Origin of the sequence: Streptomyces sp. YIM 130001, assembly GCF_003574445.1 — a bacterium.
GTDB lineage: Bacteria > Actinomycetota > Actinomycetes > Streptomycetales > Streptomycetaceae > Streptomyces.
This window is the reverse complement of the sequence record NZ_KZ984557.1, coordinates 211146-234269: the sequence shown is the minus strand read 5'-3', so window position 1 is coordinate 234269 and position 23124 is coordinate 211146. Positions and strand designations below refer to the sequence as shown.

Below are 23124 nucleotides of genomic sequence, written 5' to 3'. Positions count from 1 at the left end.
GCGCGAAACCTCTTCTCCGATCCCCGTGCGTCCTCCACCATGGGCTCCCCTCATGTCTTTCGGCATGCGGAAGGCCCGGTGGGACCTCACCGCCGGGCGGAGGAGGAGCGCGATGTCTCGGCACAGCCGGACCGGCGCGGGCGGCGGGATCCGGGGAGCGGGACCGGAACTCGGCGCGGGCGGCGGGCAGTACGCGGACAGCCCCGACCTGGTCCTCGCCAGGCTGCTGCGGCGGGATGTGACCACCGCGTTCGCCGCCGCGCGCGAGCTGCGCCGCAGACACCTCCCGGCCGCCCTGGCGTACGCCGATGTGTGCACCCTCACTCCGGGTTCGGCACGCCTGCTCGCGGCGCAGTCCTTCGCACGCGCCGTGCAGGAGGCGAAACGCGGTATCGAACCGCCCGGCGCCTGGCGGCACCGCCTGCTCCTCCTGGTCGCCCGCGCGGCGACCGCCTGGTCCGCGGACGAGCGTTCCGTACGCCTGGAGCCCGAGGTGGTGCCCCGCGACCCGGCCGTCGTGCCGTCACCCCAACTCCTCGATGCGGTACGGCGGTTGCCGCTGCGGACGCAGGCAGTGCTCTGGTACGCCGAGGTGGACGAGGAGCCCGACACGGTCACCGCCGGGTACCTCGGGATCAGGGCGGACGAGGTGGCGCAGATGCGCGACGCGGCGCCCGGGGCCCTGCGAAGTGCCCTTCTGGCCAGCCGGATCGCCGCCCACGGTGGCCCCGACTGCCGCGGCCACCTCCGCCTCCTGGAGAACGCCGTACTGCCTCGAGGCCCGCGCTACAGCGCCGACCTGGAGGTGCATCTGGCCGACTGCGCCTGCTGCGGCGACGCCCGGGCGGAACTCCTGCGCCTGAACGCCACGCCGCGCGCGGTACTCGCCGACGGCCTGCTCCCCTGGGGCGGCGACCGCTACGCCCTGGCCCCTCGCCCGTCCGCCGCCCGCGGCTCCCGCCGGCGCGGCGCCCCGGCACCGGCTTCCGGGCCCACGACGGCGGCCGGCCGCACTACGCGTCCGCGCGGAGCGGGACCCGGGTCCGGGCCGGGGTCCGGGTCCGCGGCGGGCACGGCCCGGCCGGACGCCCGGGGAAGCGACGCAACTCCCGCTGCCGGAGCGGCACTTGAGGGTGCGGGGCGGTTTGCGTCGGAGTCCGGCCGGATGCCGCGCGGGTTCGTCCTGGGGGCCGTGGTGCTCGGCGTGACGCTGGCGCCACTGACCCTGCTCCTGCTCACCACGGGGTCGCCGGACGACGACACCGGGCCGCGCGGGAACGGACCGGGGCCGTCCACCGCCCTGCCCGACCCCGGAATGACCGTCACCCCGCCCCCGACACCCCAGGCGCCGCCTGCCTCCGCCGCCTCGTACCGCCACGGGGACTTCACCCAGCTGGTGAACGCCGGCACCGGGCTCTGCCTGGACATCGAGGACGGCGCCCTCGAGGAGCGCACCGATGTCGTCGCCGTGAAGTGCAGCGCGTCCGACACCCAGCGCTGGCGCGTGGACATCGGCCGCGGAGTGATCCAGTCGCACGCCGACCCCGACTTCTGCCTGGACAGTCGGGGGGCGCCCGGCCTCGGCGTCGGCATCGCGGACTGCGCCCCGGCCGAGGACGGCGCCGCGGACCTGTCGTTCACCGTGAACGCCGCGGGCACCGTCCGCGCGGTCTCCGTGCCGGGCCACGTCCTCACGCCCCGGAACGACGATGCGGGCAGCGACGTGATCCTGCGCGAGTCCGACTCCGGCCCGGACCAACGCTGGAGGGCCGGCAAGTCCCCCGTCTGAGCGGGCCCTACGCCACCCCGCCGACCCTGGCGCCCCGCTGCCACACCTCGGTGACCAGCGGCACGCCCGGACGGTAGGCGAGGTGGACGTGGCTGGGAGCGTCGAGGAGCACCAGGTCGGCGCGGGCGCCCGGGGCGATCCGGCCCACGTCGTCGCGGCGCAGCGCACGCGCGCCGCCCGCGGTGGCCGCCCAGAGCGCCTCGTCCGGGGTCATCCCCATGTCGCGTACGGCGAGGGCGATGCAGAACGGGAGCGACGAGGTGAACGAGGACCCCGGGTTGCAGTCCGAGGACAGCGCGACGGTCGCGCCCGCGTCCAGGAGACGGCGCGCGTCGGGCCACTGGGCGCGGGTGGAGAACTCGGCGCCGGGAAGCAGCGTCGCCACCGTGTCGCCCTGCGCGAGCGCGTCCACGTCCTGGTCGGTGAGGTGGGTGCAGTGGTCCGCGCTCGCCGCGTCGAGCTCGACGGCGAGCTGTACGCCGGGGCCGTACGACAGCTGGTTGGCGTGCACGCGCGGGGTGAGGCCCTTGGCGCGGCCCGCGGTGAGGATCGCGCGCGCCTGGTCCCCGTCGAAGGCGCCCTTCTCGCAGAACACGTCGACCCAACGGGCGTACGGGGCACAGGCGTCGAGCATCTCGCCGGTGACCAGGTCCACGTAGGCCGCCGGGTCGTCGGCGTAGTCCGGGGACACGATGTGGGCGCCGAGGAAGGTGACCTCGTCGGTGTGCTCGCGGGCGATGCGCAGGGCGCGGGCCTCGTCCTCGACGGTCAGCCCGTATCCGGACTTGGTCTCGAAGGTGGTGGTGCCCTGGCGGAGCGCCTCGGCGAGGTAGCGGGCGACGTTCGCGGAGAGCTCCTCGTCGCTCGCCGCGCGGGTGGCGGCGACTGTGGTGCGGATGCCGCCGGCGGTGTAACTCCGGCCCGACATGCGGGCGTTGAACTCCTGGGTGCGGTCGCCGGCGAAGACGAGGTGGGAATGGGAGTCCACGAACCCGGGGATCGCGGCGCGACCGTCCGCGTCGTACGCGGTGTCGGCCTCCGGTGCCTTGTCCGCGGGGCCCGCCCAGGCGATCCCCGGGCCGTCCAGGACGACGGCAGCGTTCTCGATCAGCCCCAAGGGACCCGTGCCCAGGGTCTCGTCGTTCGTGACCAGGCTGCGGATGTTGGTGACGAGGGTGGTGGTCATGGGTCCTTCCGGTGGTGTGTGTCCGCCGGCCCGTGTGGAGCCCTCCGGCGAGCGAGGAGGAGACGCTGAAAGGGCGGGGCCGGGGAGGTCTCTCAGAGCCGCAACGCCGCGATGGCGGAGGACAGTTCGCCGGCTACGTCGGGTACGGACACATGCACCCCGTCCCGCACCGCGGGGCGCCCGGCCACGACCACATGACGGACGTCCGCCGCGGTCCCGCCGAACACCGCGGCCTCCGCCGCGAGCCGCGGCACCGGTCCGGCCGTCCGGACGGAGTCGAGCGCGACCGTCGCGAAATCCGCCGCCCGTCCTGCCTCGATCGCGCCCGCCTCGCTCCAGCCGAGTGCCGCGTGCCCGCCCGCGGAAGCCGCCCGCAGGAGCGCCGCCGCGGTCCAGTGACCCCGCGTACGCGACCGCAGCCGCTCGTTCAGCTCCAGCGCCCGCGCCTCCTCCAGGAGGTCGATCACGGCGTGGCTGTCGGACCCGAGCGAGAGCGGTGAGCCCGCCTTCTCCAGGGCGGGCGCGGGGCCGATCCCGTCGGCCAGGTCGCGTTCCGTCGTCGGACACATGCAGGTGCCGGTGCGGGAGCCGCCGACAAGGGTGATGTCCTCGGCGGTGAGATGGGTGTTGTGGACGCCGGTCGTCCGCGGCCCGAGCACCCCGTGATCGGCGAGCAGCCGGGTGGGCGTGCAGCCGTGCGCCGCGGCGCAGGCGTCGTTCTCCGCGGTCTGCTCGGAGAGGTGGACGTGCAGGGGCGCGCCCCGCTGCCGGGCCCACGCGGCGACAGTGCCCAACTCCCTTGCGGGAACGGCCCGTACGGAGTGCACGGCCGCCCCGATCCGGGCGTGCTCGGCGCCCTTGAGCGCCGATACCCGCTCGGCCCAGGCCTCGGCGCTGCCGTCGGAGAACCGCAACTGGTGCTTGTTCGGCGGCTGTCCGAAGCCGCCCGCCAGATAGGCCGCGTCGAGCAGCGTGATCCGGATGCCGGCTTCACCGGCCGCCGCGACGAGCGCCTCCCCCATGGCGTTCGGGTCGTCGTAACGCGCCCCGCCCGGCGCATGGTGGACGTAGTGGAACTCGCCGACTGCCGTGATCCCGGCGAGCGCCATCTCCGCGTACACGGCCCGCGCGAGGCGGAAGTAGGAGTCCGGGTCGAGCCGGGCCGCGACCTGGTACATCACCTCGCGCCAGGTCCAGAAGGTGCCGCTGCCGACCTGGACGGTGCCGCGCAGCGCCCGGTGGAAGGCGTGCGAATGGGCGTTGGCGAGGCCGGGGATCGTCAGACCGCGCAGGATCTCGTCTCCCGGCCCCGGCCGCTCGGCCCCGCGTCGTACGGAGGTGATCCGGCCGTCGGCCGCCACGTCCACGGCCACCCCCGGCTCCACATGCGTGCCGAGCCAGGCGTGCTCCAGCCAGTACGTTCGCACGGGCGTCCCCGCCGGCTCCGTCGTCACCTGCACGCGAGATCCTCCAGTACGTCGGCGAGTGCCCTCACCCCGGCCAGGCAGTCGTCCTCCGCGGCGAACTCGGCCGGGGAGTGCGAGACACCCGTGGGGTTGCGTACGAACAGCATGGCGGTCGGGATGCGCTCGGAGAGGATTCCCGCGTCGTGTCCCGCGCCGGTGCCGAGAACGGGGATGTCCGGGCCGAGGATGCCGGTCAGCTCGTCGCGCAGTGCGTGCCCGAACTCGATCACCGGGGTGAACGACTCACGGACCACGTCCAGATCGACGCCGTGCCGTTCGGCGTGGTCCCGGGCCGCCTTCTCCACGCCGGTGACGACCGTGTCGAGTGCGGACTGGTCCGCGGCGCGGCTGTCGAGCCAGCCGCGCACCAGGGACGGGATGGCGTTCACGCCGTTCGGCTCGACGGCGATCTTGCCGAACGTGGCGACGGCGCCCGCCAGTTGGGCCTCCCTGCGGGCGGCGAGGACGGTCTCGGCGTACGGGAGCATCGGGTCGCGGCGGTCCACGAGGCGGGTGGTGCCGGCGTGGTTGGCCTCGCCGCGGAAGTCGAACCGCCAGCGACCGTGCGGCCAGATCGCGCTCGCGATGCCGATCCGGTCGCCGGACAGGTCGAGGGCGCGGCCCTGCTCGACGTGGAGTTCCACGAACGCCCCGATACGGGCGAGGCGTTCGGGGTCGGGGCCGATGGCCTCGGGGTCGTGACCGGCCCGCTCCATGGCCTGCGGCAGGGTGCGGCCGTCGGCGTCGGCCAGGCGGTGGGCGGCCTCGACGGTCAGCTGTCCTGCGGTGAGGCGGGAGCCGACGCAGGCCAGGCCGAAGCGGGCGCCCTCTTCGTCGCCGAAGTTGACGATCGCGAGCGGTCTGGTGAACTGCGCCTGCCTGGCGCGGAGTTCGTCGACGGCGGCGAAGGAGGAGACCACGCCGAGGGGGCCGTCGAAGGCGCCTCCGTCGGGGACGGAGTCCAGGTGCGAGCCGGTGACGACTGCGTCGCCCTGACGAGGGTCGCCGAGCCAGGCCCACTGGTTGCCGTTGCGGTCCACCTCGTAGGTGAGGCCGCGTCGCTCGGCCTGTTCCCGGAACCAGGCCCGGCACTCGGTGTCCGCGGGGGTCCAGGCGTAGCGCCGGTAGCCCTTCGACCTGGCGTCGCGGCCGATGGGGGCCAGGTCGTTCCACATCTCGTGGAAGGAGGGCGGGTCGCCCCGGGTCCCGCTCTGCCCCGATACCGGATCTTCGCCCCTCGAACGCCGCAGGGGCTGACCGGGGAACTGAGCACTCACGCGTCGTCACCCTCACGCATGGGCACACGGACCCCGCGTGCGGAGGCCACCTCGTCCGCGGACTCGTATCCCGCGTCGACATGCCGGATGACCCCCATCCCGGGGTCGTTCGTCAGCACACGCCGGATCTTCTCCCCGGCCAGCGCGGTCCCGTCCGCGACGCTGACCTGGCCCGCGTGGATGGACCGCCCCATGCCGACGCCGCCGCCGTGGTGGAGGGAGACCCAGGACGCTCCCGAGGCCACGTTCACCATGGCGTTAAGGAGCGGCCAGTCCGCGATCGCGTCGGAGCCGTCCAGCATCGCCTCCGTCTCCCGGTACGGGGAGGCGACGGAGCCGCAGTCGAGGTGGTCGCGGCCGATCGCCAGCGGGGCGGCGAGTTCGCCGCTCGCGACCATGTCGTTGAATCGCTCGCCGGCCCTGTCCCGCTCTCCGTAGCCGAGCCAGCAGATCCGGGCGGGCAGGCCCTGGAAGTGGACGCGCTCGCCGGCCATCTTGATCCAGCGGTGCAGCGACTCGTTCTCCGGGAAGAGGTCGAGGATCGCCTTGTCGGTCTTGTGGATGTCCGATGCCTCGCCGGAGAGCGCGGCCCAGCGGAAGGGGCCCTTGCCCTCGCAGAACAGCGGCCTGATGTAGGCGGGTACGAAGCCGGGGAAGTCGAACGCCCGGCTGTATCCCGCGAGTTGGGCCTCGCCGCGGATCGAGTTGCCGTAGTCGAAGACCTCGGCGCCCGCGTCCTTGAAGCCGACCATCGCCTCCACGTGCTGCGCCATGGACTCGCGGGCGCGGGTGGTGAACCCGGCGGGGTCCTTCGTCGCGTACGAGGCCATCTCGTCGAAGTCGACGCCGGTCGGCAGGTAGGCGAGCGGGTCGTGGGCGGAGGTCTGGTCGGTGACGATGTCGATGGGCGCGCCCTCGGCCAGCATCCGGGGCAGCAGGTCCGCGGCGTTGCCGAGCAGACCGATGGAGAGCGGGCGCCGGGCGTCCCGGGCCTCGACGGCGAGCTGCAGGGCGTGCTCGACGGAGTCGGCGCGGACGTCCAGGTAGCGGTGCTCGATACGGCGCTCGATGGCCCGCGGGTCGACGTCGATGCAGATCGCGACGCCGTCGTTCATGGTGACGGCGAGCGGCTGGGCGCCGCCCATGCCGCCGAGCCCTGCGGTGAGGGTGATGGTGCCGGCCAGCGTGCCACCGAACTTCTTCGCGGCGACCGCGGCGAAGGTCTCGTAGGTGCCCTGCAGGATGCCCTGCGTACCGATGTAGATCCACGAACCGGCCGTCATCTGGCCGTACATGGTGAGGCCGAGGGCCTCCAGGCGGCGGAACTCCTCCCAGTTGGCCCAGTCGCCGACCAGGTTGGAGTTGGCGATCAGGACCCGGGGCGCCCATTCGTGGGTCTGCATGACGCCGACGGGGCGGCCGGACTGGACGAGCATCGTCTCGTCCTGCTTGAGGGTCGTGAGGGTGCGCACCATCGCGTCGAAGGAGCGCCAGTCGCGGGCCGCCTTGCCGGTGCCTCCGTAGACGACGAGCTTTTCCGGGTGCTCGGCGACCTCCGGGTCGAGGTTGTTCTGCAGCATCCGCAGAGCGGCCTCCTGCTGCCAGCCCAGAGCGCTCGGCCGGGTGCCTCGGGGGGCTCGTACGGCGCGGGGTCCTGACATGGGGGCCTCCTCGTGTTGCTGTCGATGTGCATGACCGGCGTCGGTCGGTGACCGGTGCCGGCCGACGACCGTGTTCGCAGACGTATTCACATCCTGTTCCGCTGAATAGAACTAGTCAAGAGTGCAACCGGGGCATCGTCCGGCCGGGCCTGGGCAGAACGACTCCCTACCTAGTCGTGAGCACTCTCCGTCCCCCCGGAGGTTCATGTGTCCGCCACTGCCCCGCCGACCGACGGACCGGCCGGCGAACCGTCCCTGAAGCGCGCGATCGGCCCGAAGCTGCTGATCCTCTTCGTGATCGGCGACATCCTCGGCACCGGGATCTACGCCACCACCGGCAGCGTCGCCGGGAAGGTCGGCGGGGCGCTCTGGCTGCCGTTCGCGATCGGCTTCGTGGTGGCGATCCTGACCGCCGCCAGCTACGTGGAACTGGTCGGCAAGTACCCGAAGGCCGCGGGCGCCGCGCTCTACACGCAGAAGGCGTTCAAGATCCCCTTCCTCACCTTCATCGTCGCGTTCATGGTGATGTGTTCGGGCCTGTCGTCGGCGAGCGCGGCGGCCCGCGCGTTCAGCGGCGACTACCTCGGGGAGCTGACGAACGACGCACTGCCGCCCACCCTGGTCGCGATCCTCTTCATCGTCGTCCTGGCCTCGCTCAACCTGCGGGGCGTGAGCGAGTCGGTGAAGACGAACGTGGTGCTGACCCTGGTCGAGGTGACCGGCCTCCTGGTGATCCTCGCGATCGGCGCCTGGGCCGTCCTGAGCGGCGACGGCGAACCGGGCCGACTCGTCGAGTTCGAGGCGTCCGGTACCGGATACGCGCTGCTCACCAGCGTGCTCGGCGCCACCGCGCTCGGCTTCTTCGCCTTCGTCGGCTTCGAGGACTCGGTGAACATGGCGGAGGAGACCATCGACCCGCAGCGCACCTTCCCGCGGGCGATCTTCATCGGCGTCACGGTGACGGGCACCATCTACGTCCTGGTCGCGCTGGTGTCCTCGCTGCTCGTCGACACCGAGACCCTGGCAGGTTCCAGCGGACCGCTGCTCGAGGTGGTCAAGGCCGGCGGCGTGGAGTTCCCGGCGAAACTCTTCGCCCTGATCGCGCTGTTCGCCGTCACCAACTCGGCCCTGATCAACATCATGATGGCCTCACGCCTGTGCTACGGCATGGCCAACGAGCGCATCCTGCCCCGCGCCATGGGCAAGGTGCTCTCGGGCCGGCGCACCCCGGTCGTCGGCATCGTCTTCGTCACGCTGCTCGCGATCGGCCTGGTGTCGACCGGGGAGATCGAAGGGCTCGGCGACACGACGTCGTTCCTGCTGCTGTGCGTCTTCGCGGTGGTCAACGTCGCGGTTCTCGTCCTGCGCCGCGACCCCGTCGACCACGCCCACTTCCGCACCCCCACCGCGCTGCCCGTACTGGGCACCGTCACCGCCGTGATCCTCGCCAGCCCGCTCGCCGAGCGCCCCGCCGACGTCTACATCCGCGCGGCCGTCCTGGTGGCCATCGGCATCGCGCTGTGGGCGGTCAACAAGCTGGTGCTACGGGCCAGTTCGCAGGACTGAACCGGCGCGCCGCCGCCCACTCCACGCTCCCCCACCCCACGCCCCCCTCCACGAACGGCCTCGCACTCCAGGCGCTGCCACCCGATGCAGCCGCTGCCGCTCACTCCACGAACAGGCCGCGCTCCGCCGCCGTGGCGTCGAAGGCCTCCAGGCGGGACTGCGCCTCGGGCAGGTGGTCGCACATCGCCTCCAGCAGGGCGCGACCGAGCAGCATCGGCGCGCACGCCGTGTCGAAGGCGAGGCCGGTGCCGACGGCGGCGGGCAACAGCAGATCGGAGACGCGGGCGACCGGCGCGAAGGCGCTGTCCGCGACCGTGACCACGGTCAACCCGGCGCCCCGCGCGTGCTCGAGCGCCTCGACGACCTCGCGCGGGTGCCGGGGCAGCGCGAAGCAGAGCAGGACGCTCGCCCCGGCCCGCACCGCGGAGTCGATACGGTCGCCGAGCATGGTGCCGCCCTCGTCGAGCAGCCGCACGTCGGGGTGCACCTTGGCGGCGAAGTACGCGAAACCGTGCGCCTGGGCGGCCGCGGCGCGCAGGCCGAGGACCGGCAACGGCCTTGATCCGGCGAGCAGTTCACCCGCGCGCTGCACGGCGCCGGGATCGGCGAGCAGGTCGGCCAGGTACCTGAGGTTCTCGATCTCCGCCTCGACGGCCTGCTGGAAGGTGTTGTCCGGTCCGCCCGTCGCCGCCGGCTCGGCGGCCTCCAGATCCCGCAGGTGCTTGCGCAGCGCCGGGTAGCCGTCGAAGCCGAGGGCGACAGCGAAGCGGGTGACCGACGGCTGGCTCACACCGGCGAGCTCGGCGAGCTCCACGGACGACAGGAAGGGCACGTCCGCGGCGCGCCGGACCATGCAGTGGGCGATACGCCGCTGTGTCGGCGTGAGCCGGTGCCCCTCGAACAGCTGCTGCAGCCGGGTGGCCGGACGGTCGCTCATGAGTTCCTCTCGGGCGGTTCCACGGGACGGGGGGCTTCCCTCTACAGGGCGGCGAGCCGGTCGAGCAGGCCGGCCGCCGCCGTGACGTCGTCGGTCAGCGGGCGGTCGGTCGGATCGTCGTCGAGCAGCTCGTCGGCGAGCCGATAGGCGGCGCCCACCGGCAGGTCGGGCTCCGGCTGCAGATCGCGCAGGCGCAACGCCCGTACCGCGGCGACGAGTTCACAGCCCACCACGAGACGGTACGGCTCCGCCACGCGCAGCGCCTGCCGGGCGGCGAGCGAGGCGAAGCTGGCCTGCTCCTCGACCCCGCGGGACAGCACGGTGTGCCCGAGCGACGCCGGGGCCGACACCGCGCGCAGCTCACCGAGCGCGGCCCCGGCGGCGTACTCGAGGATCATCACCCCGGACGAAGCGGCCTCGCCGTCCGCGAGGAAGGGGCGCAGCCGGGTGAAGCCGGGCTCGTTCAGGGCCGAGAGCCGCGAGGTGGACAGGCGCGCGGCCTGCACCAGGGAGAGCCTGAAGTGGTCGAGCGCCAGGGCCAGTTGGGCCAGATAGAAACCGCCGTGGTGATACGCGGCATGATCCTCGGCCGAGATCAGCGGGTTCTCCGCGGCCGCGTTGAGCTCGATGGCCAGGGTGCGGTCCAGGGCGTCGGCGGCGTCCCGTGCGGGACCGTGGATCTGCGGAAGGCACCGGAAGCCGTACGGGTCCTGGATCCGGCCGAGCGGCGGGGTCGGGCGCTCCGGGGCACCGAGCAGGTAGCGGCTGTGCGCGGCGACCGCGTACGAACCCGGGTGCGGGCGGGCCGCGTGCACCGGCTCGGCGTAGGCCTCGTAGGAGCCGTCCACGGCGAGCAGCGAGAGTGCGCCGACCACCTGGGTGGCAACGATGAGCTTGCGCAACTCCTCGAGTGCCAGGGCGGATTGACCGAGCGTCAGGGCGTTGCTGCTGATCAGGGCGAGCGCGTCGTTGTTGTCGAGCGCGAGCGGTTCGGGGGCGCGCCCGCCGTGCCACGGGCGCTCACCGGCGAGCGCGAGGCCGGCCTCGGAGAGTGCCGCGATGTCTCCGGTGCCGACCGAGCCGTACTCGTGCACGGCCGGGTACGCGCCGCTCGTCAGGGCCTCGCACAGGCTGGTGACCACGGACGGGCGCAGCCCCGCGCCGCCCGCCAGGATCTGGTTGGCGCGGACGGCGAGCATGGCGCGCACCTCGCGGGCGGGCAGCTCCTCGCCGATACCGCCGGCGTGCGAGCGGAGCAGCCGGAGCCCGTGCTCGGTGGCCTCCTCGGTGGGCACCGACTCGCTCCGGTTCGCGCCCACGCCGGTCGATCTTCCGTACACCCGGCCGGCCGCGGCCAGCTCGCGGGCCGTGTGCCAGGACTCCTCGGCGCGCTTGACGGCCTCGCTCCCGGGCAGCGGCGTCACGGCCCGGTCGGCGAGCCGCACCACGTCGGCGGCCCGTAGGCTCTGCCCGTCGAGCGTCAGCGCTGCCGTCGACACTCCCGCCGACTCGTCCACCATGCGAGATGACATCGGGCGTAAATCCCTCCGTTCCGGACACTGCGTCTTGATCGGCGAACTCTCGTCACCCGCTCTTTGTGCGCGGGCATTGACAAGTTATTCACTCAACAAGAACTCTGCATGAGCATATGCAGCCGGGCAAGGGGCGAGTGATGATCCAATTCGAAGCAGTGCACAAACGCTTCCCGAACGGCACTACCGCGGTGCACGACCTGACACTGGAGATGCCCGAAGGCGGCATCACGGTCCTCGTCGGATCCTCCGGTTGTGGCAAGACGACCACCCTGCGAATGATCAACCGGATGGTCGAACCGACCAGCGGCACCGTCCAAGTCGGCGGCACCGACGTCACCGCACAGGACGCCGCCGAACTGCGCCGCTCCATCGGCTACGTCATCCAGCAGTCCGGGCTCTTCCCGCACCGCACGGTCCTCGACAACGTCGCCACCGTGCCGCTGCTGCTCGGCTGGGGTCGCCGCAAGGCGCGCGCCCGGGCCGCGGAGCTCCTGGAGACGGTCGGCCTGACCGCCGAGTCCGGCAAGCGCTACCCGCACCAGCTCTCCGGCGGGCAGCAGCAGCGCGTCGGCGTCGCACGGGCGCTCGCCGCGGACCCGCCGGTCCTCCTGATGGACGAGCCGTTCGGCGCCGTCGACCCGGTGGTCCGCACTCAGCTGCAGGACGAACTCCTGCGCCTGCAGAAGGAGTTGAGCAAGACCATCGTCTTCGTCACGCACGATATCGACGAAGCCGTACGACTCGGCGACCGCATCGCCGTCTTCCGGACCGGCGGCCACCTCGTGCAGTGCGCCCCGCCGGCGGAACTGCTCGCCGCCCCCGCCGACGACTTCGTCGCCGACTTCCTCGGCGCCGAGCGCGGCCTGAAACTGCTCTCGCTCGTCACCCTCGCCGACGTCCCGCGCGCCCCCGCGGCCACGGTCCGCTCCGGCGAGAAGCCCGCAGCGGGCGCCGGCTGGCTGCTCGTCACCGACGAGGCCGACCGCCCGCTCGGCTGGTACGACGCCGCCGACGCGCCCAAGGGCGCCGCAGCGGGCGACACCGCCCTGCTCCCCGTACGGCCGCTGCGGGACGGCGACACGCTGCTCTCCGCACTCAACGAATCCGTGGCCTCACCCGCCGGGCTCGTGGCCCGCGTCGACGACTCCGGCGCCCTGACCGGCGTCACGGCACGCGACGACATCCACGACGGAGCGGGCCTGGCCCACACGAGCGCCCTGACCACCGCCGGCAGCACCGCCGCCGACGCCACAGACACCGAAGACGCCACAGACACCGCCAAGGCCCCCGCCGACACCGGCGGTGCCGTATGACGATCGACACCACCTGGATCAGCGAGCACGCGGACGACCTCACCTCACTGAGCGTCTCGCACCTTCAAGCCGCCCTCTCCGCCGTCCTGTTCGGCCTGCTGATCTCCCTGCCGCTCGCCGTCGTCGCCCACCGGGTGCGCCCCTTGCGCGGAGTACTCCTCGGCCTGTCCAACGTCCTCTTCACGATCCCGTCGATCGCGGTCTTCGTCCTGCTGCTCCCGGTCTCCGGACTGACCCGCACCACCACCGTCATCGGCCTGACCATCTACACCCTGGTCGTGCTCCTGCGGAACACCGTCGAGGGCCTCGACTCCGTACCGGCCAGGACCAAGGAAGCCGCCGTCGCGATGGGCACCCGCCCCCTGCGCGTCCTGCTCACCGTCGAACTGCCCCTCGCCCTGCCCGTCATCATGGCCGGCGTCCGCATCGCCACGGTCATGTCCATCTCGCTGGTCTCGGTGGCCACCTACATCGGCGACGGCGGCCTCGGCCAGCTCTTCACCGACGGCTTCCAGCGCAACTTCCCGACCCCCGTCGTCGCCGGCGTCGTCCTGACCCTGCTGCTCGCCCTGGTCGCCGACGCGCTCCTGGTCGCCGTGCAGTACGCGCTCACCCCGTGGACCCGGACCAGGAAGCAGAGGGCCTGATGTACGAACTCTTCACCGACCTCGGCTCCTGGCTGGTCGGCTCCGAACAGTGGACGGGCAGCGACGGCATCGGCCACCGCCTCATCGAGCACCTCGAGTACTCGCTGATCGCCACCGTGATCGCGGCGGCCATCGCCCTGCCCATCGGCCTGCTGATCGGCCACACCGGCCGCGGCGCGTTCCTCGCGATCAACCTCTCCTCGTTCGGACGCGCCCTGCCGACCGTCGGCCTGGTCGTCCTGGTCTTCCTGGCCAGCGGCCTGTCCATGACCCCGGTGTACGTCGCCCTCGTCGCCCTCGCGGTCCCCGCCATCGTCACCAACACCTACGCCGGCATGAGCGCCGTCGACCCGGAGGTACGGGACGCCGCGCGCGGGCAGGGCATGCGGAGCCATCAGGTGCTCCTGCAGGTCGAGTTGCCGCTCGCCCTGCCGTTGATCATGACCGGCCTGCGGCTCAGCCTCATCCAGGTCGTCTCGACGGCGACCATCGCCGCGTACGTCTCCTTCGGCGGCCTCGGCCGCTACGTCTTCGACGGTCTGGCCCAGCGCGACCTTGTCCAGGTACTCGGCGGCGCGGTCCTGGTCGCCCTGCTCGCCATCACCCTCGACCTGGCACTCGCCGGTCTCCAGCGCTTCCTCTTCCGCCACCGCCGCGGCGCCACAGCCTAAGGATTCCCGCATGCCCCAGATGAACCGACGCACCCTGCTCGGCGGCCTGCTCGCCACGGCCTCCGTCCCCGCACTCGCCTCCTGCAGCAGCGGCATCACCTCGCTCGACGGTGACGGGGGCGGCGGCTCGGGCGGCGGCTCCAGCAAGAGCGGCCTCACCATCGGCACCGCCAACTTCACCGAGAACCAGATCCTCGGCTACCTCTATGCGGCCGCCCTCGGTGCGGCCGGCGTGAAGACCGAGGTCCGCGCCAACCTCGGCACCCGCGAGATCCTCATCCCCGCGCTCAAGGGCGGCGACCTCGACCTGCTGCCCGAGTACCAGGGCGCGCTCCTGCACTACCTGGACCCGAAGTCGGAGACCACCGAGGAGGGCGAGATGCAGAACGCCCTCGCCGTGGCCCTGCCGAACGGCACACAGATCCTCCCCTTCGGCCGCGCCGAGAACTCCGACGTGTTCGCCGTCAGCAAGGAGTCCGCCGAGAAGTACGGCCTGCGGACCCTGGCCGACCTCAAGAAGCACAACGGCAAGCTGGTCATCGGCGCCGCCCCCGAGGTCAAGAAGCGCACGGTCGGCGCTGTCGGCCTCAGGGACGTCTACGGCGTCGAGTTCAAGGAGTTCAAGTCCCTCGACTCCTCCGGCCCCCTGGTCAAGGGAGCCCTCAAGAAGGGCGACGTCGACGTGGCGAACCTCTTCAGCACGGACACCGACATCAAGGCCGAGGGCTGGGTCGTCCTCACCGACCCCAAGAACCTCATCCCCGGCCAGCACGTCGTCCCCCTCATCGCCGACCGCAAGGCGGACTCCACGGTCCGCAAGGCCCTCGCCCGCCTGGGCAACGCCCTCACCACCCCCGAACTCACCGAACTCAACCGCCTGGTCGACAAGGACAAGAAGGACCCCGAAGACGTAGCCAACACCTGGGCCGAGGAACACGGCCTCACCAAGTAGCCGCAACGCCACCCACCTCAAGCCCGTCCGACAATCAAGCCCGTCCGACAATCAAGCCCGTCCGACAATCAAGCCCGTCCGACAATCAAGCCCGTCCGGCGATTGAGGACATCTTTTAAAGCCCGTCCGGCGCTTGAGGACACCCTTCAGCCCGTCCGGCGCTTGAGGACGAGCCCGCCAGGGCGAAGGAGAGCCCGTCCGGCAAGGACAAGCCCCCAGCCAGGCAGACCGCCTGGCCCCCGGGGTGCGCCCCACAAGAGAAACCCTCGGGTTATCCCCACTGTGCCAAGCGCAGCGAATCCGTACCGTGGATCCCATGGACGCCCGCGACCCAGAGCTCAAGAAGGAACTCGACGCCACCCTGCACACCCGCAGGGACCTGGGCGAGGAGTACGACTCCGCGCTCGTCGAATCCTTCCTCGAGAAGGTCGAGCAGCGCATCGACACGACGGTCGACCGCAGGGTCCGCCGCCAGGTCGCCGAACAGCAGATGAACGCGGCACGCGACGCTCGCGGCGGCGGCCGCAACCCGGTGGACTCCTGGGGCGAGCGCTTCGGCTTCGGCATCGTCTCGCTCGTCCTGTCCGTCCCGCTCTCGGCGATCGGCGCGGTCAACGCCGGTCTCTCCGGCCTGATCGTCACCTGGGCCGGGATCGTGGGGGTGAACGCGGTGCACGCCCGCATGCGTCTCCCGCGCTTCGGCGACGCCCGCCGCCGCGACACCGACTCGGACTGGGAAGGCTGAGCACGGACACCACAGCGGCTCCCGACTCACAGAGCCGGGAGCCGCTTGACGTGATGCGCGGGGACCGCCGCACCCCCTGTTGAAGGGGGGCGGGACGACGGCGGTCCCCGCGAAGGACGCGGGCCGGGTCAGGACCTGGCACAGCACGTCCGAGGCGTTCAGGAGGTCCGGGAGCCGCTCCGGAGGTCCTGCGCGCCGCTCGCTCGCCGCCAGGACTCCGGTCGCCCCCGGGTCTCCCACCCGGTGGTCTCCGTCCTCCTGCCGACACCCACGACTATGACGGAGCCGTGTTAACCGGGTGCTGCGCCCACGTGTCGCGCCCGTACCAGTTCGGGGAATCCCGACCGGCCCGGTGTCGGCCCCTGCCACCGTGCTCCACGGCGCGGTGCACCCCAGCCGGCCGCGTCACCAACCTCCCCGGACTGCCCTAGGAGGAGAACACCTGCTTGTCGCCGTTGTCGGCCAGGAACGCGAGGACGTCCTGACGCGTGACGATTCCGGTGGGCTTGCCGTCCACCAGGACCACCACCGCGTCCCTTCCTTCCAGCGCCATCACCATCTTCGACACCGGCTCACCCGACCCCACGACCGGCAGGGGCGGGCTCATGAGAAGGTCCAGGCGGTCGTTGCCACCCGCGTGTTCGGCGTACAGCGCGTGCAGCAGGACTCGCTCCTCCACGGCTCCGATCACCTCGCCGGCCATCACGTCCGGATGCCCCGCACCCGGCGCCACCACGGGCATCTGCGAGACCCCGTACTCCTTGAGGATCTTGACCGCTTCGCCCACGGTCTCGCTGGGGTGTACGTGCACGAAGTTCGGGATGCCGTCCGTCTTCAGCGCCAGCACGTCACCGGCCGTCGACTCGGCGGCGGAATCCTCGCTGAACCCGTGCTGGCTGATCCAGTCGTCGTTGAAGATCTTCGAGAGGTACCCGCGCCCGGAGTCGGGGAGCAGGACGACCACCACGTCGTCGGGGCCGAGGCCCTCTGCGGTCTTGAGGGCCGCGACCACGGCCATGCCGCAGGAGCCGCCGACGAGCAGGCCTTCCTCGCGGGCCAGCCGGCGGGTCATCTGGAAGGAGTCCTTGTCCGAGACGGCGACGATGTCGTCGGTCACCTCGGGGTCGTACGCCGTCGGCCAGAAGTCCTCGCCGACGCCCTCGACCAGATAGGGCCGACCGGAACCGCCCGAGTACACCGATCCCTCGGGGTCCGCGCCGACGATGCGCACCTTGCCGCCGGAGATCTCCTTCAGATAGCGGCCGGTGCCGGTGATGGTGCCGCCGGTGCCGATGCCCGTCACGAAGTGGGTGATCCGTCCCTCGGTCTGCTTCCAGAGCTCGGGGCCGGTGGTCTCGTAGTGCGAGCGGGGGTTGTCCGGGTTGGAGTACTGGTCGGGCTTCCAGGCACCGGGAGTCTCACGGACCAGCCGGTCGGAGACGTTGTAGTACGAGTCGGGGTGCCCGGGGTCCACGGCGGTGGGGCAGACGACGACCTCGGCGCCGTACGCCCGCAGCACGTTGATCTTGTCCGTCGACACCTTGTCCGGGCATACGAAGATGCACTTGTAGCCCTTCTGCTGGGCCACGATGGCCAGGCCGACGCCGGTGTTGCCGCTGGTCGGCTCGACGATGGTGCCGCCGGGCCGGAGCGCGCCGCTCGCCTCCGCCGCCTCGATCATGCGCAGCGCGATGCGGTCCTTCACGGAGCCGCCGGGGTTGAAGTACTCGACCTTGGCCAGGACGGTGGCCCCGAGCCCTTCGGTCACGCGGTTGAGCCTCAGCAGCGGGGTGTTGCCGACGAGACTGATCATGGAGTCGTGGAAGTGCACCCTGTTCTCCAGGCATGAAGGAGTGATGATGCGGCCAGCGTATGCGGTCCGCGCCCAGGCGTCGCAGGACGGCGAGTACTGCTGATCCCTTCTCGTCCGGAGCCGCGACCGGAGCCGCAACTGGATTGACCGACCGCCCCGACGGGGCAAGCAGTTGATGTACGGCTTCGAGGAGGTGACTGCGTCCATGTCGAGGGCGAGGGTGGCACGGCGCATCGCCGCGGGCGCGGCGTTCGGCGGGGGCGGGATCGGGCTGGTCGGCGCGGCGACCGTGGGGGTGGTGCTCGCGGAGGTCCAGCTGGCGAAACGTTCGGTGGGCGCCGGTGGCTCGTCGGCCCCGCCGGTGGCCGACGGTCTCTACGGTGACCTGGGCGGATCGGATCTGGCGGCGGGCGGTCCGTTGCGTCTGACGCTGCTCGGGGATTCCACGGCGGCGGGCCAGGGTGTGCACCGCGCGCGGCAGACTCCGGGCGCGATGCTGGCGCTGGGCGTCGCGGCGATCGCCGAGCGGCAGGTGCGACTGCGGAACGTGGCACTGCCGGGGGCTCAGTCGGACGATCTGGACCGTCAGGTGAATCTGGTCCTCGCGAACTCGTCGGCGGTCCCCGACGTCTGCGTGATCATGATCGGTGCGAACGACGTGACGCACCGGATGCCGCCCACGCTCTCGGTGCGGCACCTGGCGACGGCCGTGCGCCGACTGCGTACGGCGGGCGCCGAGGTCGTGGTGGGCACCTGCCCCGATCTCGGCTCGATCGAGCCGGTGTACCAGCCGTTGCGCTGGCTGGCCCGTCGGGTGTCGCGGCAGCTGGCTGCCGCGCAGACGATCGGTGCGGTGGAGCAGGGTGCGCGCACCGTGTCGCTCGGCGATCTGCTGGGGCCGGAGTTCAAGGCGAATCCGCGGGAGCTGTTCGGGCCGGACAACTTCCATCCGTCGGCCGAGGGGTACGCGACGGCCGCGATGGCGGTGCTGCCGACGGTCTGTGCGTCGCTCGGTCTGTGGCCGGCCGAGGAGATGCGTCCCGATGTCTCGCGGAACGAGGGCTTCCTGCCGGTGGCCCGGGCCGCGGCGGAGGCGGCGTCCGAGGGCGGCACCGAGGTCGCGGCGGCGATGCCGACCGGGCCGCGGGGCCCCTGGGCGTTGCTCAAGCGGCGCCGCCGGCACCGGATTCCCGAGGATGCGGCTGTCGGCGTAGCCGATGCCACGCCGGGTGAGCAAGCGCTTAGAAAAGAGGTGGGAGTCACACGCCGCAAGCGGTGACCCACGCTCTACGTGCAGGTAACTTCCCCCACGGTCCTGTCGTCGCGTTCCCGCCGTCGCCGGAGGGCGGACCCGCGGCGTATCTGCTCAACGAACCGCTTACCTGGGAGCTCCGATGCCCGAAGCCGTGATCGTCTCTACCGCCCGGACCCCGATCGGACGCGCCTTCAAGGGCTCACTGAAGGACCTGCGCCCGGACGACCTGACCTCCACCATCATCCAGGCCGCGCTCGCCAAGGTCCCCGAGCTCGACCCCGAGGACATCGACGACCTGATGCTGGGCTGCGGCCTCCCGGGCGGCGAGCAGGGCAACAACCTGGGTCGCATCGTCGCGGTACAGATGGGCATGGACCACCTGCCGGGCTGTACGGTCACCCGCTACTGCTCCTCGTCCCTGCAGACCAGCCGGATGGCGCTGCACGCCATCAAGGCGGGCGAGGGCGACGTCTTCATCTCGGCCGGCGTGGAGACCGTCTCACGGTTCGCGAAGGGCAACTCGGACAGCCTGCCGGACACCCACAATCCGCTGTTCGCGGAGGCCGAGGCCCGTACGGCGTCGGTCGCCGAGCAGGGCGCCGAGTCGTGGCACGACCCGCGCGAGGACGGCCTGGTCCCGGACCCGTACATCGCGATGGGCCAGACCGCCGAGAACCTGGCGCGCCTCAAGGGCGTCACCCGCGCCGACATGGACGAGTTCGGCGTCCGCTCGCAGAACCTGGCCGAGGAAGCCATCAAGAAGGGCTTCTGGGAGCGGGAGATCACTCCGGTGACCACCCCGGACGGCACGGTCGTGGCGGCCGACGACGGTCCGCGCGCGGGCGTCACGCTCGACGGCGTCTCCGGCCTGAAGCCGGTCTTCCGCCCCGACGGCCGGATCACGGCGGGCAACTGCTGCCCGCTGAACGACGGCGCAGCCGCCCTCGTCGTGATGAGCGACACCAAGGCCCGCGAGCTCGGCCTGACCCCGCTCGCCCGCATCGTCTCCACCGGCGTCTCGGGCCTCTCCCCCGAGATCATGGGCTACGGCCCCGTCGAGGCCTCCAACCAGGCACTGAAGCGGGCCGGCCTGACCGTCGACGACATCGACCTGGCGGAGATCAACGAGGCCTTCGCGGCCCAGGTGATCCCCTCGTACCGCGACCTCGGTCTGCCGCTGGACAAGGTCAACGTCAACGGCGGCGCCATCGCGGTCGGCCACCCCTTCGGCATGACCGGTGCACGCATCACCACGACCTTGATCAACAGCCTGCAGTTCCACGACAAGCAGTTCGGTCTGGAGACCATGTGCGTGGGCGGCGGGCAGGGCATGGCGATGGTCATCGAGCGCCTGAGCTGAGCCGTCCCCACGGGCCGGGGCGTTCCGCGAGCGCCGATCGGCTGGACCTGTTGTGATGGACGTACGGAGCATCTGTTCCGGCGTTCCCTCAGGGGCGCACGGGGCGTGACCCCAGGAGCACCCAGAGCATCAGGAGCCCTCCGAGCCCCAGCCGTGACCCAATCTCCCCCAGGATGTGATCTATGTCCTGGGGGAGCGGCATATACGCAGGTCAGCGGGGTTCCCATCTAAACCTCGGGCCTTAAGACCTGACCGTTTCGTGACCTAATGCACTGACAGTTTCCCGTCCCTGACGACAAGCTGGGGTAGGAAGTCGGGGGTCGACTGAAATCCGGGAGAACGACAGTGAGCGCCATGCCTCTTGCCCTGCTGCTCACCACGGCCGCCGCCACGGCCGTGGGCGCCGTTGCCCTGCACTCCGTGCGAGGGCTCCGGAAGCAGATCACGTCGCTGCGCGGTGAACTTTCCGCGAACTGCGCCGAACTCGACCAGACCGCACGGGTCCCTGCCGCCCGCACCGCGCCAGAGGGCTCCGGTTCCACCGATCTCGCCACGATCCGCGCCGCCGTGGCCGAGGCGCTCGCCGAGGAGCGGGAGCGCGAGCTGGCCGAGGCGCGCGCCTTCTGGGCGGCGCAGGAAGCCCGCGACATGACGGACGCCCCGTCGCTGCTCGGCAACCTGCCGCCGAACCTCGCCGAAGACCTGTTCCTGCCGCGCCCGGCCGATTTCGCGGGGCTCGAGCCCGAGCTCGACACCGTCGAGCCCGCCGAGGTCGAGTTCGCGGACGACTCCCCCGAGCTCGCCGCGGCCCGTCGCCGGCACCCCTCGCACCCCGATTTCGTGCCCGTGCAGGCCGTACGGGACACCGTGAGCGACCACGAGTCGACGGTGCACCGCCTCGAGGGCCTGGCGCAGGCCCGTACCGAGCTCTCCGACGTACGTCCGGGCCCGCTCGGCACGCTCGACGTGTACGTCTTCAGCGACGGCACCACGCTCTGCATGACCCCGGGTCACCGGGAGACGGCGGAGCGCCTCGCCGAGGCGCTGCGGGCCGGCGAGACTCCGGTACTGCTCGGCGGTTCCGGCATCTCCGGTGCGTACACGCTGACGTTCGAGTGCGGCGGCGAGACCGTGTACATCCTGGCGGACCGCGTCATAGCCTCCGCCTGAGTTCCTTGTCTTCCGCTGCGGGCCGGGGTCTCAGACTCCGGCCCGTTGCTGTGCCTCGGCCACCAGGCCGACCGCTTCGGCGAGTTCGTCGGGGTCGGTGAGGACGAGCGCCAAATCCCGTGCCGCCACCGTGATTTGATCCGCGGCGGCGAACATCCCCGCGTCCGGCATCTCGCGCGGGGCCGAGCCCGGTTCCTCCAGCTCCTGGGTCCGTACCGACAACTCCCTGGCCAGTGCCAGGGCTTCGGCGGCTGCGCCGCGCTGCAGCCGGCTCTGCGGAGCCGCCCGCAGTCGGTCGGCGAATCGGTCGACGGCGGTCGTGAGCGAAGTGGTATCCAGCACGCCGCGACCCTATGCGCCCTCCGCGGACTGTTGCCAACGCACCGCCCCTCGTGCACGGTGGCGTGAAGGACTATCGACCAGTCACGCCAGCGTCCGGAGGCGCCGATGTCCCTAGTCTTCTCCGAGGAGACCCATCGCAACATGCTCGCCCGCATCCCCGACTGCACCGGCCGCGAAGTGTCCGACTGGCTCCGTGCCGTGGACGACGGCCCCTCCTTCCTCCGCTTCGAGGAGAAGGTCAGCTGGCTCCGCGGCGAATACGACCTCGCGTACGGCCACGCCAAGGCCATCGTCCACGAGTACGACATGAGGAGGGCCGCGCGCCGGCTGACGTGAGCGCGCCGCACCACCGCCGGTCCCCGCAGTACGGCACTGTGCGGGACAGCGGGAACCCCCGTACCCAAGCCGAAGGCCCCGCGGAGCAACTCCGCGGGGCCTTCGTCGTGCTGTGCTTCAGTCCGGCCGAAACCGGTGGTCACCTGCGTCAGTCGTTGCCTTGCAGGATCGCGATCAGGCGCAGCATCTCCAGGTAGATCCACACCAGGGTCAGGGTGAGGCCGAAGGCCGCCATCCAGGACTCCTCGCGCGGGGCACCGTAGGCGATGCCGTCCTCGACCTGCTTGAAGTCGAGGGCCAGGAAGAAGGCACCGAGCAGGACGCCGACGAGGCCGAAGATGACGCCCATCGTGCCGCTGCGGAAGCCGAGGCCGTCGCCGCCACCGAAGACCATGAACAGCATGTTCACTGCCGTCAGGACCAGGAACGAGATCGCGGCGATCATCAGGTAACGCACGAAGCGTGCGGTGACCCGGACGATGCGGGTCTTGTACAGCACCAGCATGGTGACGAAGACCGCCATCGTGCCGAGTACTGCCTGCATCGGTGCGCCTTCGGCAACGAACTCGTTGACGAAGTTGCTGATCGCGCCGAGGAAGAGTCCCTCGAGAGCCGCGTACCCCAGGATGAGCGCGGGGATGGGCTTGCGCTTGAAGGACTGGACCAGGGCCAGGACCATGGCGACCAGGCCGGCGCCGACGGCGAGGCCGATGGCCAGGTCGGTGACCCAGGCCACGGTGGCACCGGCGATGACCAGGCCGAGCGTGATGGCGGTCCGCGTGACGACGTCGTCCATCGTCATGCGGCCGGTGGTGGCCGGGGCGCCGGGGGCACCCGGGAAGCCGGGCTGGGTTCCGGGCTGGGCGTACGGGTTCTGCGCGTACGGGTTGGTCGGCGCCTGCGGGGCCTGTGCGTACGGGTTACCCGCGTGGGGGGCGCCCTGTGTACCTACAGCGGGTCCCCCGGCCTGCGGCGCCGCGTTGAAGCCCGCGTGGCCGTTGTCGCGGCTGAACCCCCGTCGCGAGAAGACCGGGTTGCTGCTCCTCATTTCACTCCTCCGTGGCCACCCTGTGTGGCCTTGGGTCAAGAGTAATGCGTTCGCA

At 71.6% G+C, this 23124-nt stretch carries 20 protein-coding genes; 11 read left to right on the top strand and 9 right to left on the bottom strand.

The features are described from left to right. The first annotated feature begins 112 nt into the window (after positions 1 to 112). A complete protein-coding gene (locus tag DSC45_RS19650) occupies positions 113 to 1789 on the top strand; it encodes an RICIN domain-containing protein (protein WP_119292711.1) in 1677 nt (558 codons plus the stop codon). 7 nt (positions 1790 to 1796) lie between these two features. Here the strand turns inward: DSC45_RS19650 and hutI are convergent, their stop codons facing one another. From hutI to hutU, 4 genes are all read right to left on the bottom strand, one after another. Beyond that, on the bottom strand, positions 1797 to 2975 hold the full coding sequence (gene hutI, locus DSC45_RS19645) for an imidazolonepropionase (RefSeq protein ID WP_119292709.1): 1179 nt from the start codon (positions 2973 to 2975) through the stop codon (positions 1797 to 1799). Positions 2976 to 3067: 92 nt separating this feature from the next. Further along, positions 3068 to 4435, bottom strand: a complete 1368-nt coding sequence (locus DSC45_RS19640; protein ID WP_240434732.1) for a formimidoylglutamate deiminase — start codon at positions 4433 to 4435, stop codon at positions 3068 to 3070. Continuing rightward, entirely contained in the window at positions 4426 to 5616 is a 1191-nt protein-coding gene (locus DSC45_RS19635) for an allantoate amidohydrolase (RefSeq protein WP_119292707.1), read from the bottom strand. Before DSC45_RS19635 ends, DSC45_RS19640 begins: the two co-directional genes overlap by 10 nt. 98 nt (positions 5617 to 5714) lie before the next feature. Further along, positions 5715 to 7379: a urocanate hydratase gene (gene hutU / locus DSC45_RS19630; protein ID WP_119292705.1), complete on the bottom strand. Its 1665-nt coding sequence runs from the start codon at positions 7377 to 7379 to the stop codon at positions 5715 to 5717. Positions 7380 to 7586: 207 nt separating this feature from the next. Here hutU and DSC45_RS19625 point away from each other — a divergent pair, with 207 nt between their 5' ends. Next, entirely contained in the window at positions 7587 to 8945 is a 1359-nt protein-coding gene (locus DSC45_RS19625; protein WP_119292702.1) for an APC family permease, read from the top strand. Between the two features lie 100 nt (positions 8946 to 9045). Here DSC45_RS19625 and DSC45_RS19620 read toward each other — a convergent pair whose 3' ends face one another. Further along, a complete protein-coding gene (locus DSC45_RS19620) occupies positions 9046 to 9882 on the bottom strand; it encodes a MurR/RpiR family transcriptional regulator (RefSeq protein ID WP_119292700.1) in 837 nt (278 codons plus the stop codon). A gap of 41 nt (positions 9883 to 9923) precedes the next feature. After that, entirely contained in the window at positions 9924 to 11414 is a 1491-nt protein-coding gene (locus DSC45_RS19615) for an aromatic amino acid ammonia-lyase (protein ID WP_119292698.1), read from the bottom strand. A 140-nt stretch (positions 11415 to 11554) separates the two neighbouring features. Between DSC45_RS19615 and DSC45_RS19610 the strand changes: the two genes are divergently transcribed. The 5 genes from DSC45_RS19610 (at position 11555) to DSC45_RS19590 (ending at position 15745) form a co-directional block, all read left to right on the top strand. Continuing rightward, on the top strand, positions 11555 to 12730 hold the full coding sequence (locus tag DSC45_RS19610; RefSeq protein WP_119292844.1) for an ABC transporter ATP-binding protein: 1176 nt from the start codon (positions 11555 to 11557) through the stop codon (positions 12728 to 12730). Continuing rightward, positions 12727 to 13377 (top strand): ABC transporter permease, encoded by a 651-nt coding sequence (locus tag DSC45_RS19605; protein ID WP_119292696.1) that lies wholly within the window; start codon positions 12727 to 12729, stop codon positions 13375 to 13377. The genes DSC45_RS19610 and DSC45_RS19605 overlap by 4 nt, the downstream gene beginning before the upstream one ends. Then, the gene (locus tag DSC45_RS19600) at positions 13377 to 14048 is read left to right on the top strand and encodes an ABC transporter permease (protein ID WP_119292694.1); all 672 of its coding nucleotides are present in this window, start codon (positions 13377 to 13379) and stop codon (positions 14046 to 14048) included. The genes DSC45_RS19605 and DSC45_RS19600 overlap by 1 nt, the downstream gene beginning before the upstream one ends. Positions 14049 to 14067: 19 nt before the next feature. Further along, positions 14068 to 15000 carry an ABC transporter substrate-binding protein gene (locus DSC45_RS19595; RefSeq protein WP_119292846.1) on the top strand — a complete coding sequence of 311 codons (933 nt, stop codon included), beginning with the start codon at positions 14068 to 14070 and terminating at the stop codon, positions 14998 to 15000. A gap of 316 nt (positions 15001 to 15316) precedes the next feature. Then, positions 15317 to 15745, top strand: coding sequence for a hypothetical protein (locus tag DSC45_RS19590; protein ID WP_119292692.1), 429 nt, complete (start codon positions 15317 to 15319; stop codon positions 15743 to 15745). Between the two features lie 427 nt (positions 15746 to 16172). Here DSC45_RS19590 and DSC45_RS19585 read toward each other — a convergent pair whose 3' ends face one another. Further along, on the bottom strand, positions 16173 to 17576 hold the full coding sequence (locus DSC45_RS19585; protein WP_119292690.1) for a cystathionine beta-synthase: 1404 nt from the start codon (positions 17574 to 17576) through the stop codon (positions 16173 to 16175). 187 nt (positions 17577 to 17763) lie between these two features. On the opposite strand from DSC45_RS19585, the gene DSC45_RS19580 reads away from it, so the two are divergent. The 3 genes from DSC45_RS19580 to DSC45_RS19570 all read left to right on the top strand — a co-directional run bounded on the left by DSC45_RS19580 (position 17764) and on the right by DSC45_RS19570 (position 21343). Then, complete coding sequence (locus DSC45_RS19580) at positions 17764 to 18837, top strand: SGNH/GDSL hydrolase family protein (protein ID WP_240434731.1); 1074 nt, start codon at positions 17764 to 17766, stop codon at positions 18835 to 18837. Positions 18838 to 18952: 115 nt separating this feature from the next. After that, complete coding sequence (locus DSC45_RS19575) at positions 18953 to 20173, top strand: acetyl-CoA C-acetyltransferase (protein ID WP_119292687.1); 1221 nt, start codon at positions 18953 to 18955, stop codon at positions 20171 to 20173. A gap of 345 nt (positions 20174 to 20518) precedes the next feature. Next, entirely contained in the window at positions 20519 to 21343 is an 825-nt protein-coding gene (locus DSC45_RS19570; protein WP_119292685.1) for a hypothetical protein, read from the top strand. 30 nt (positions 21344 to 21373) lie between these two features. Here DSC45_RS19570 and DSC45_RS19565 read toward each other — a convergent pair whose 3' ends face one another. Further along, positions 21374 to 21685: a hypothetical protein gene (locus tag DSC45_RS19565; RefSeq protein WP_119292684.1), complete on the bottom strand. Its 312-nt coding sequence runs from the start codon at positions 21683 to 21685 to the stop codon at positions 21374 to 21376. Between the two features lie 105 nt (positions 21686 to 21790). On the opposite strand from DSC45_RS19565, the gene DSC45_RS19560 reads away from it, so the two are divergent. Continuing rightward, positions 21791 to 22021 carry a DUF4287 domain-containing protein gene (locus DSC45_RS19560; RefSeq protein ID WP_119292682.1) on the top strand — a complete coding sequence of 77 codons (231 nt, stop codon included), beginning with the start codon at positions 21791 to 21793 and terminating at the stop codon, positions 22019 to 22021. 148 nt (positions 22022 to 22169) lie between these two features. Here the strand turns inward: DSC45_RS19560 and DSC45_RS19555 are convergent, their stop codons facing one another. Then, the gene (locus DSC45_RS19555; RefSeq protein WP_119292680.1) at positions 22170 to 23069 is read right to left on the bottom strand and encodes a Bax inhibitor-1/YccA family protein; all 900 of its coding nucleotides are present in this window, start codon (positions 23067 to 23069) and stop codon (positions 22170 to 22172) included. Between the last annotated feature and the right edge of the window lie 55 nt (positions 23070 to 23124).

Coding starts and splice junctions, on each gene's coding strand:
- DSC45_RS19555 (WP_119292680.1), bottom strand. CDS start 23,069: ATGAGGAGCAGCAACCCGGTCTTCTCGCGACGGGGGTTCAGCCGCGAC.
- DSC45_RS19610 (WP_119292844.1), top strand. CDS start 11,555: ATGATCCAATTCGAAGCAGTGCACAAACGCTTCCCGAACGGCACTACC.
- DSC45_RS19650 (WP_119292711.1), top strand. CDS start 113: ATGTCTCGGCACAGCCGGACCGGCGCGGGCGGCGGGATCCGGGGAGCG.
- DSC45_RS19575 (WP_119292687.1), top strand. CDS start 18,953: ATGCCCGAAGCCGTGATCGTCTCTACCGCCCGGACCCCGATCGGACGC.
- hutI (WP_119292709.1), bottom strand. CDS start 2,975: ATGACCACCACCCTCGTCACCAACATCCGCAGCCTGGTCACGAACGAC.
- DSC45_RS19580 (WP_240434731.1), top strand. CDS start 17,764: ATGTCGAGGGCGAGGGTGGCACGGCGCATCGCCGCGGGCGCGGCGTTC.
- hutU (WP_119292705.1), bottom strand. CDS start 7,379: ATGTCAGGACCCCGCGCCGTACGAGCCCCCCGAGGCACCCGGCCGAGC.
- DSC45_RS19560 (WP_119292682.1), top strand. CDS start 21,791: ATGTCCCTAGTCTTCTCCGAGGAGACCCATCGCAACATGCTCGCCCGC.
- DSC45_RS19605 (WP_119292696.1), top strand. CDS start 12,727: ATGACGATCGACACCACCTGGATCAGCGAGCACGCGGACGACCTCACC.
- DSC45_RS19620 (WP_119292700.1), bottom strand. CDS start 9,882: ATGAGCGACCGTCCGGCCACCCGGCTGCAGCAGCTGTTCGAGGGGCAC.
- DSC45_RS19635 (WP_119292707.1), bottom strand. CDS start 5,616: ATGTGGAACGACCTGGCCCCCATCGGCCGCGACGCCAGGTCGAAGGGC.
- DSC45_RS19615 (WP_119292698.1), bottom strand. CDS start 11,414: ATGTCATCTCGCATGGTGGACGAGTCGGCGGGAGTGTCGACGGCAGCG.
- DSC45_RS19590 (WP_119292692.1), top strand. CDS start 15,317: ATGGACGCCCGCGACCCAGAGCTCAAGAAGGAACTCGACGCCACCCTG.
- DSC45_RS19600 (WP_119292694.1), top strand. CDS start 13,377: ATGTACGAACTCTTCACCGACCTCGGCTCCTGGCTGGTCGGCTCCGAA.
- DSC45_RS19595 (WP_119292846.1), top strand. CDS start 14,068: ATGAACCGACGCACCCTGCTCGGCGGCCTGCTCGCCACGGCCTCCGTC.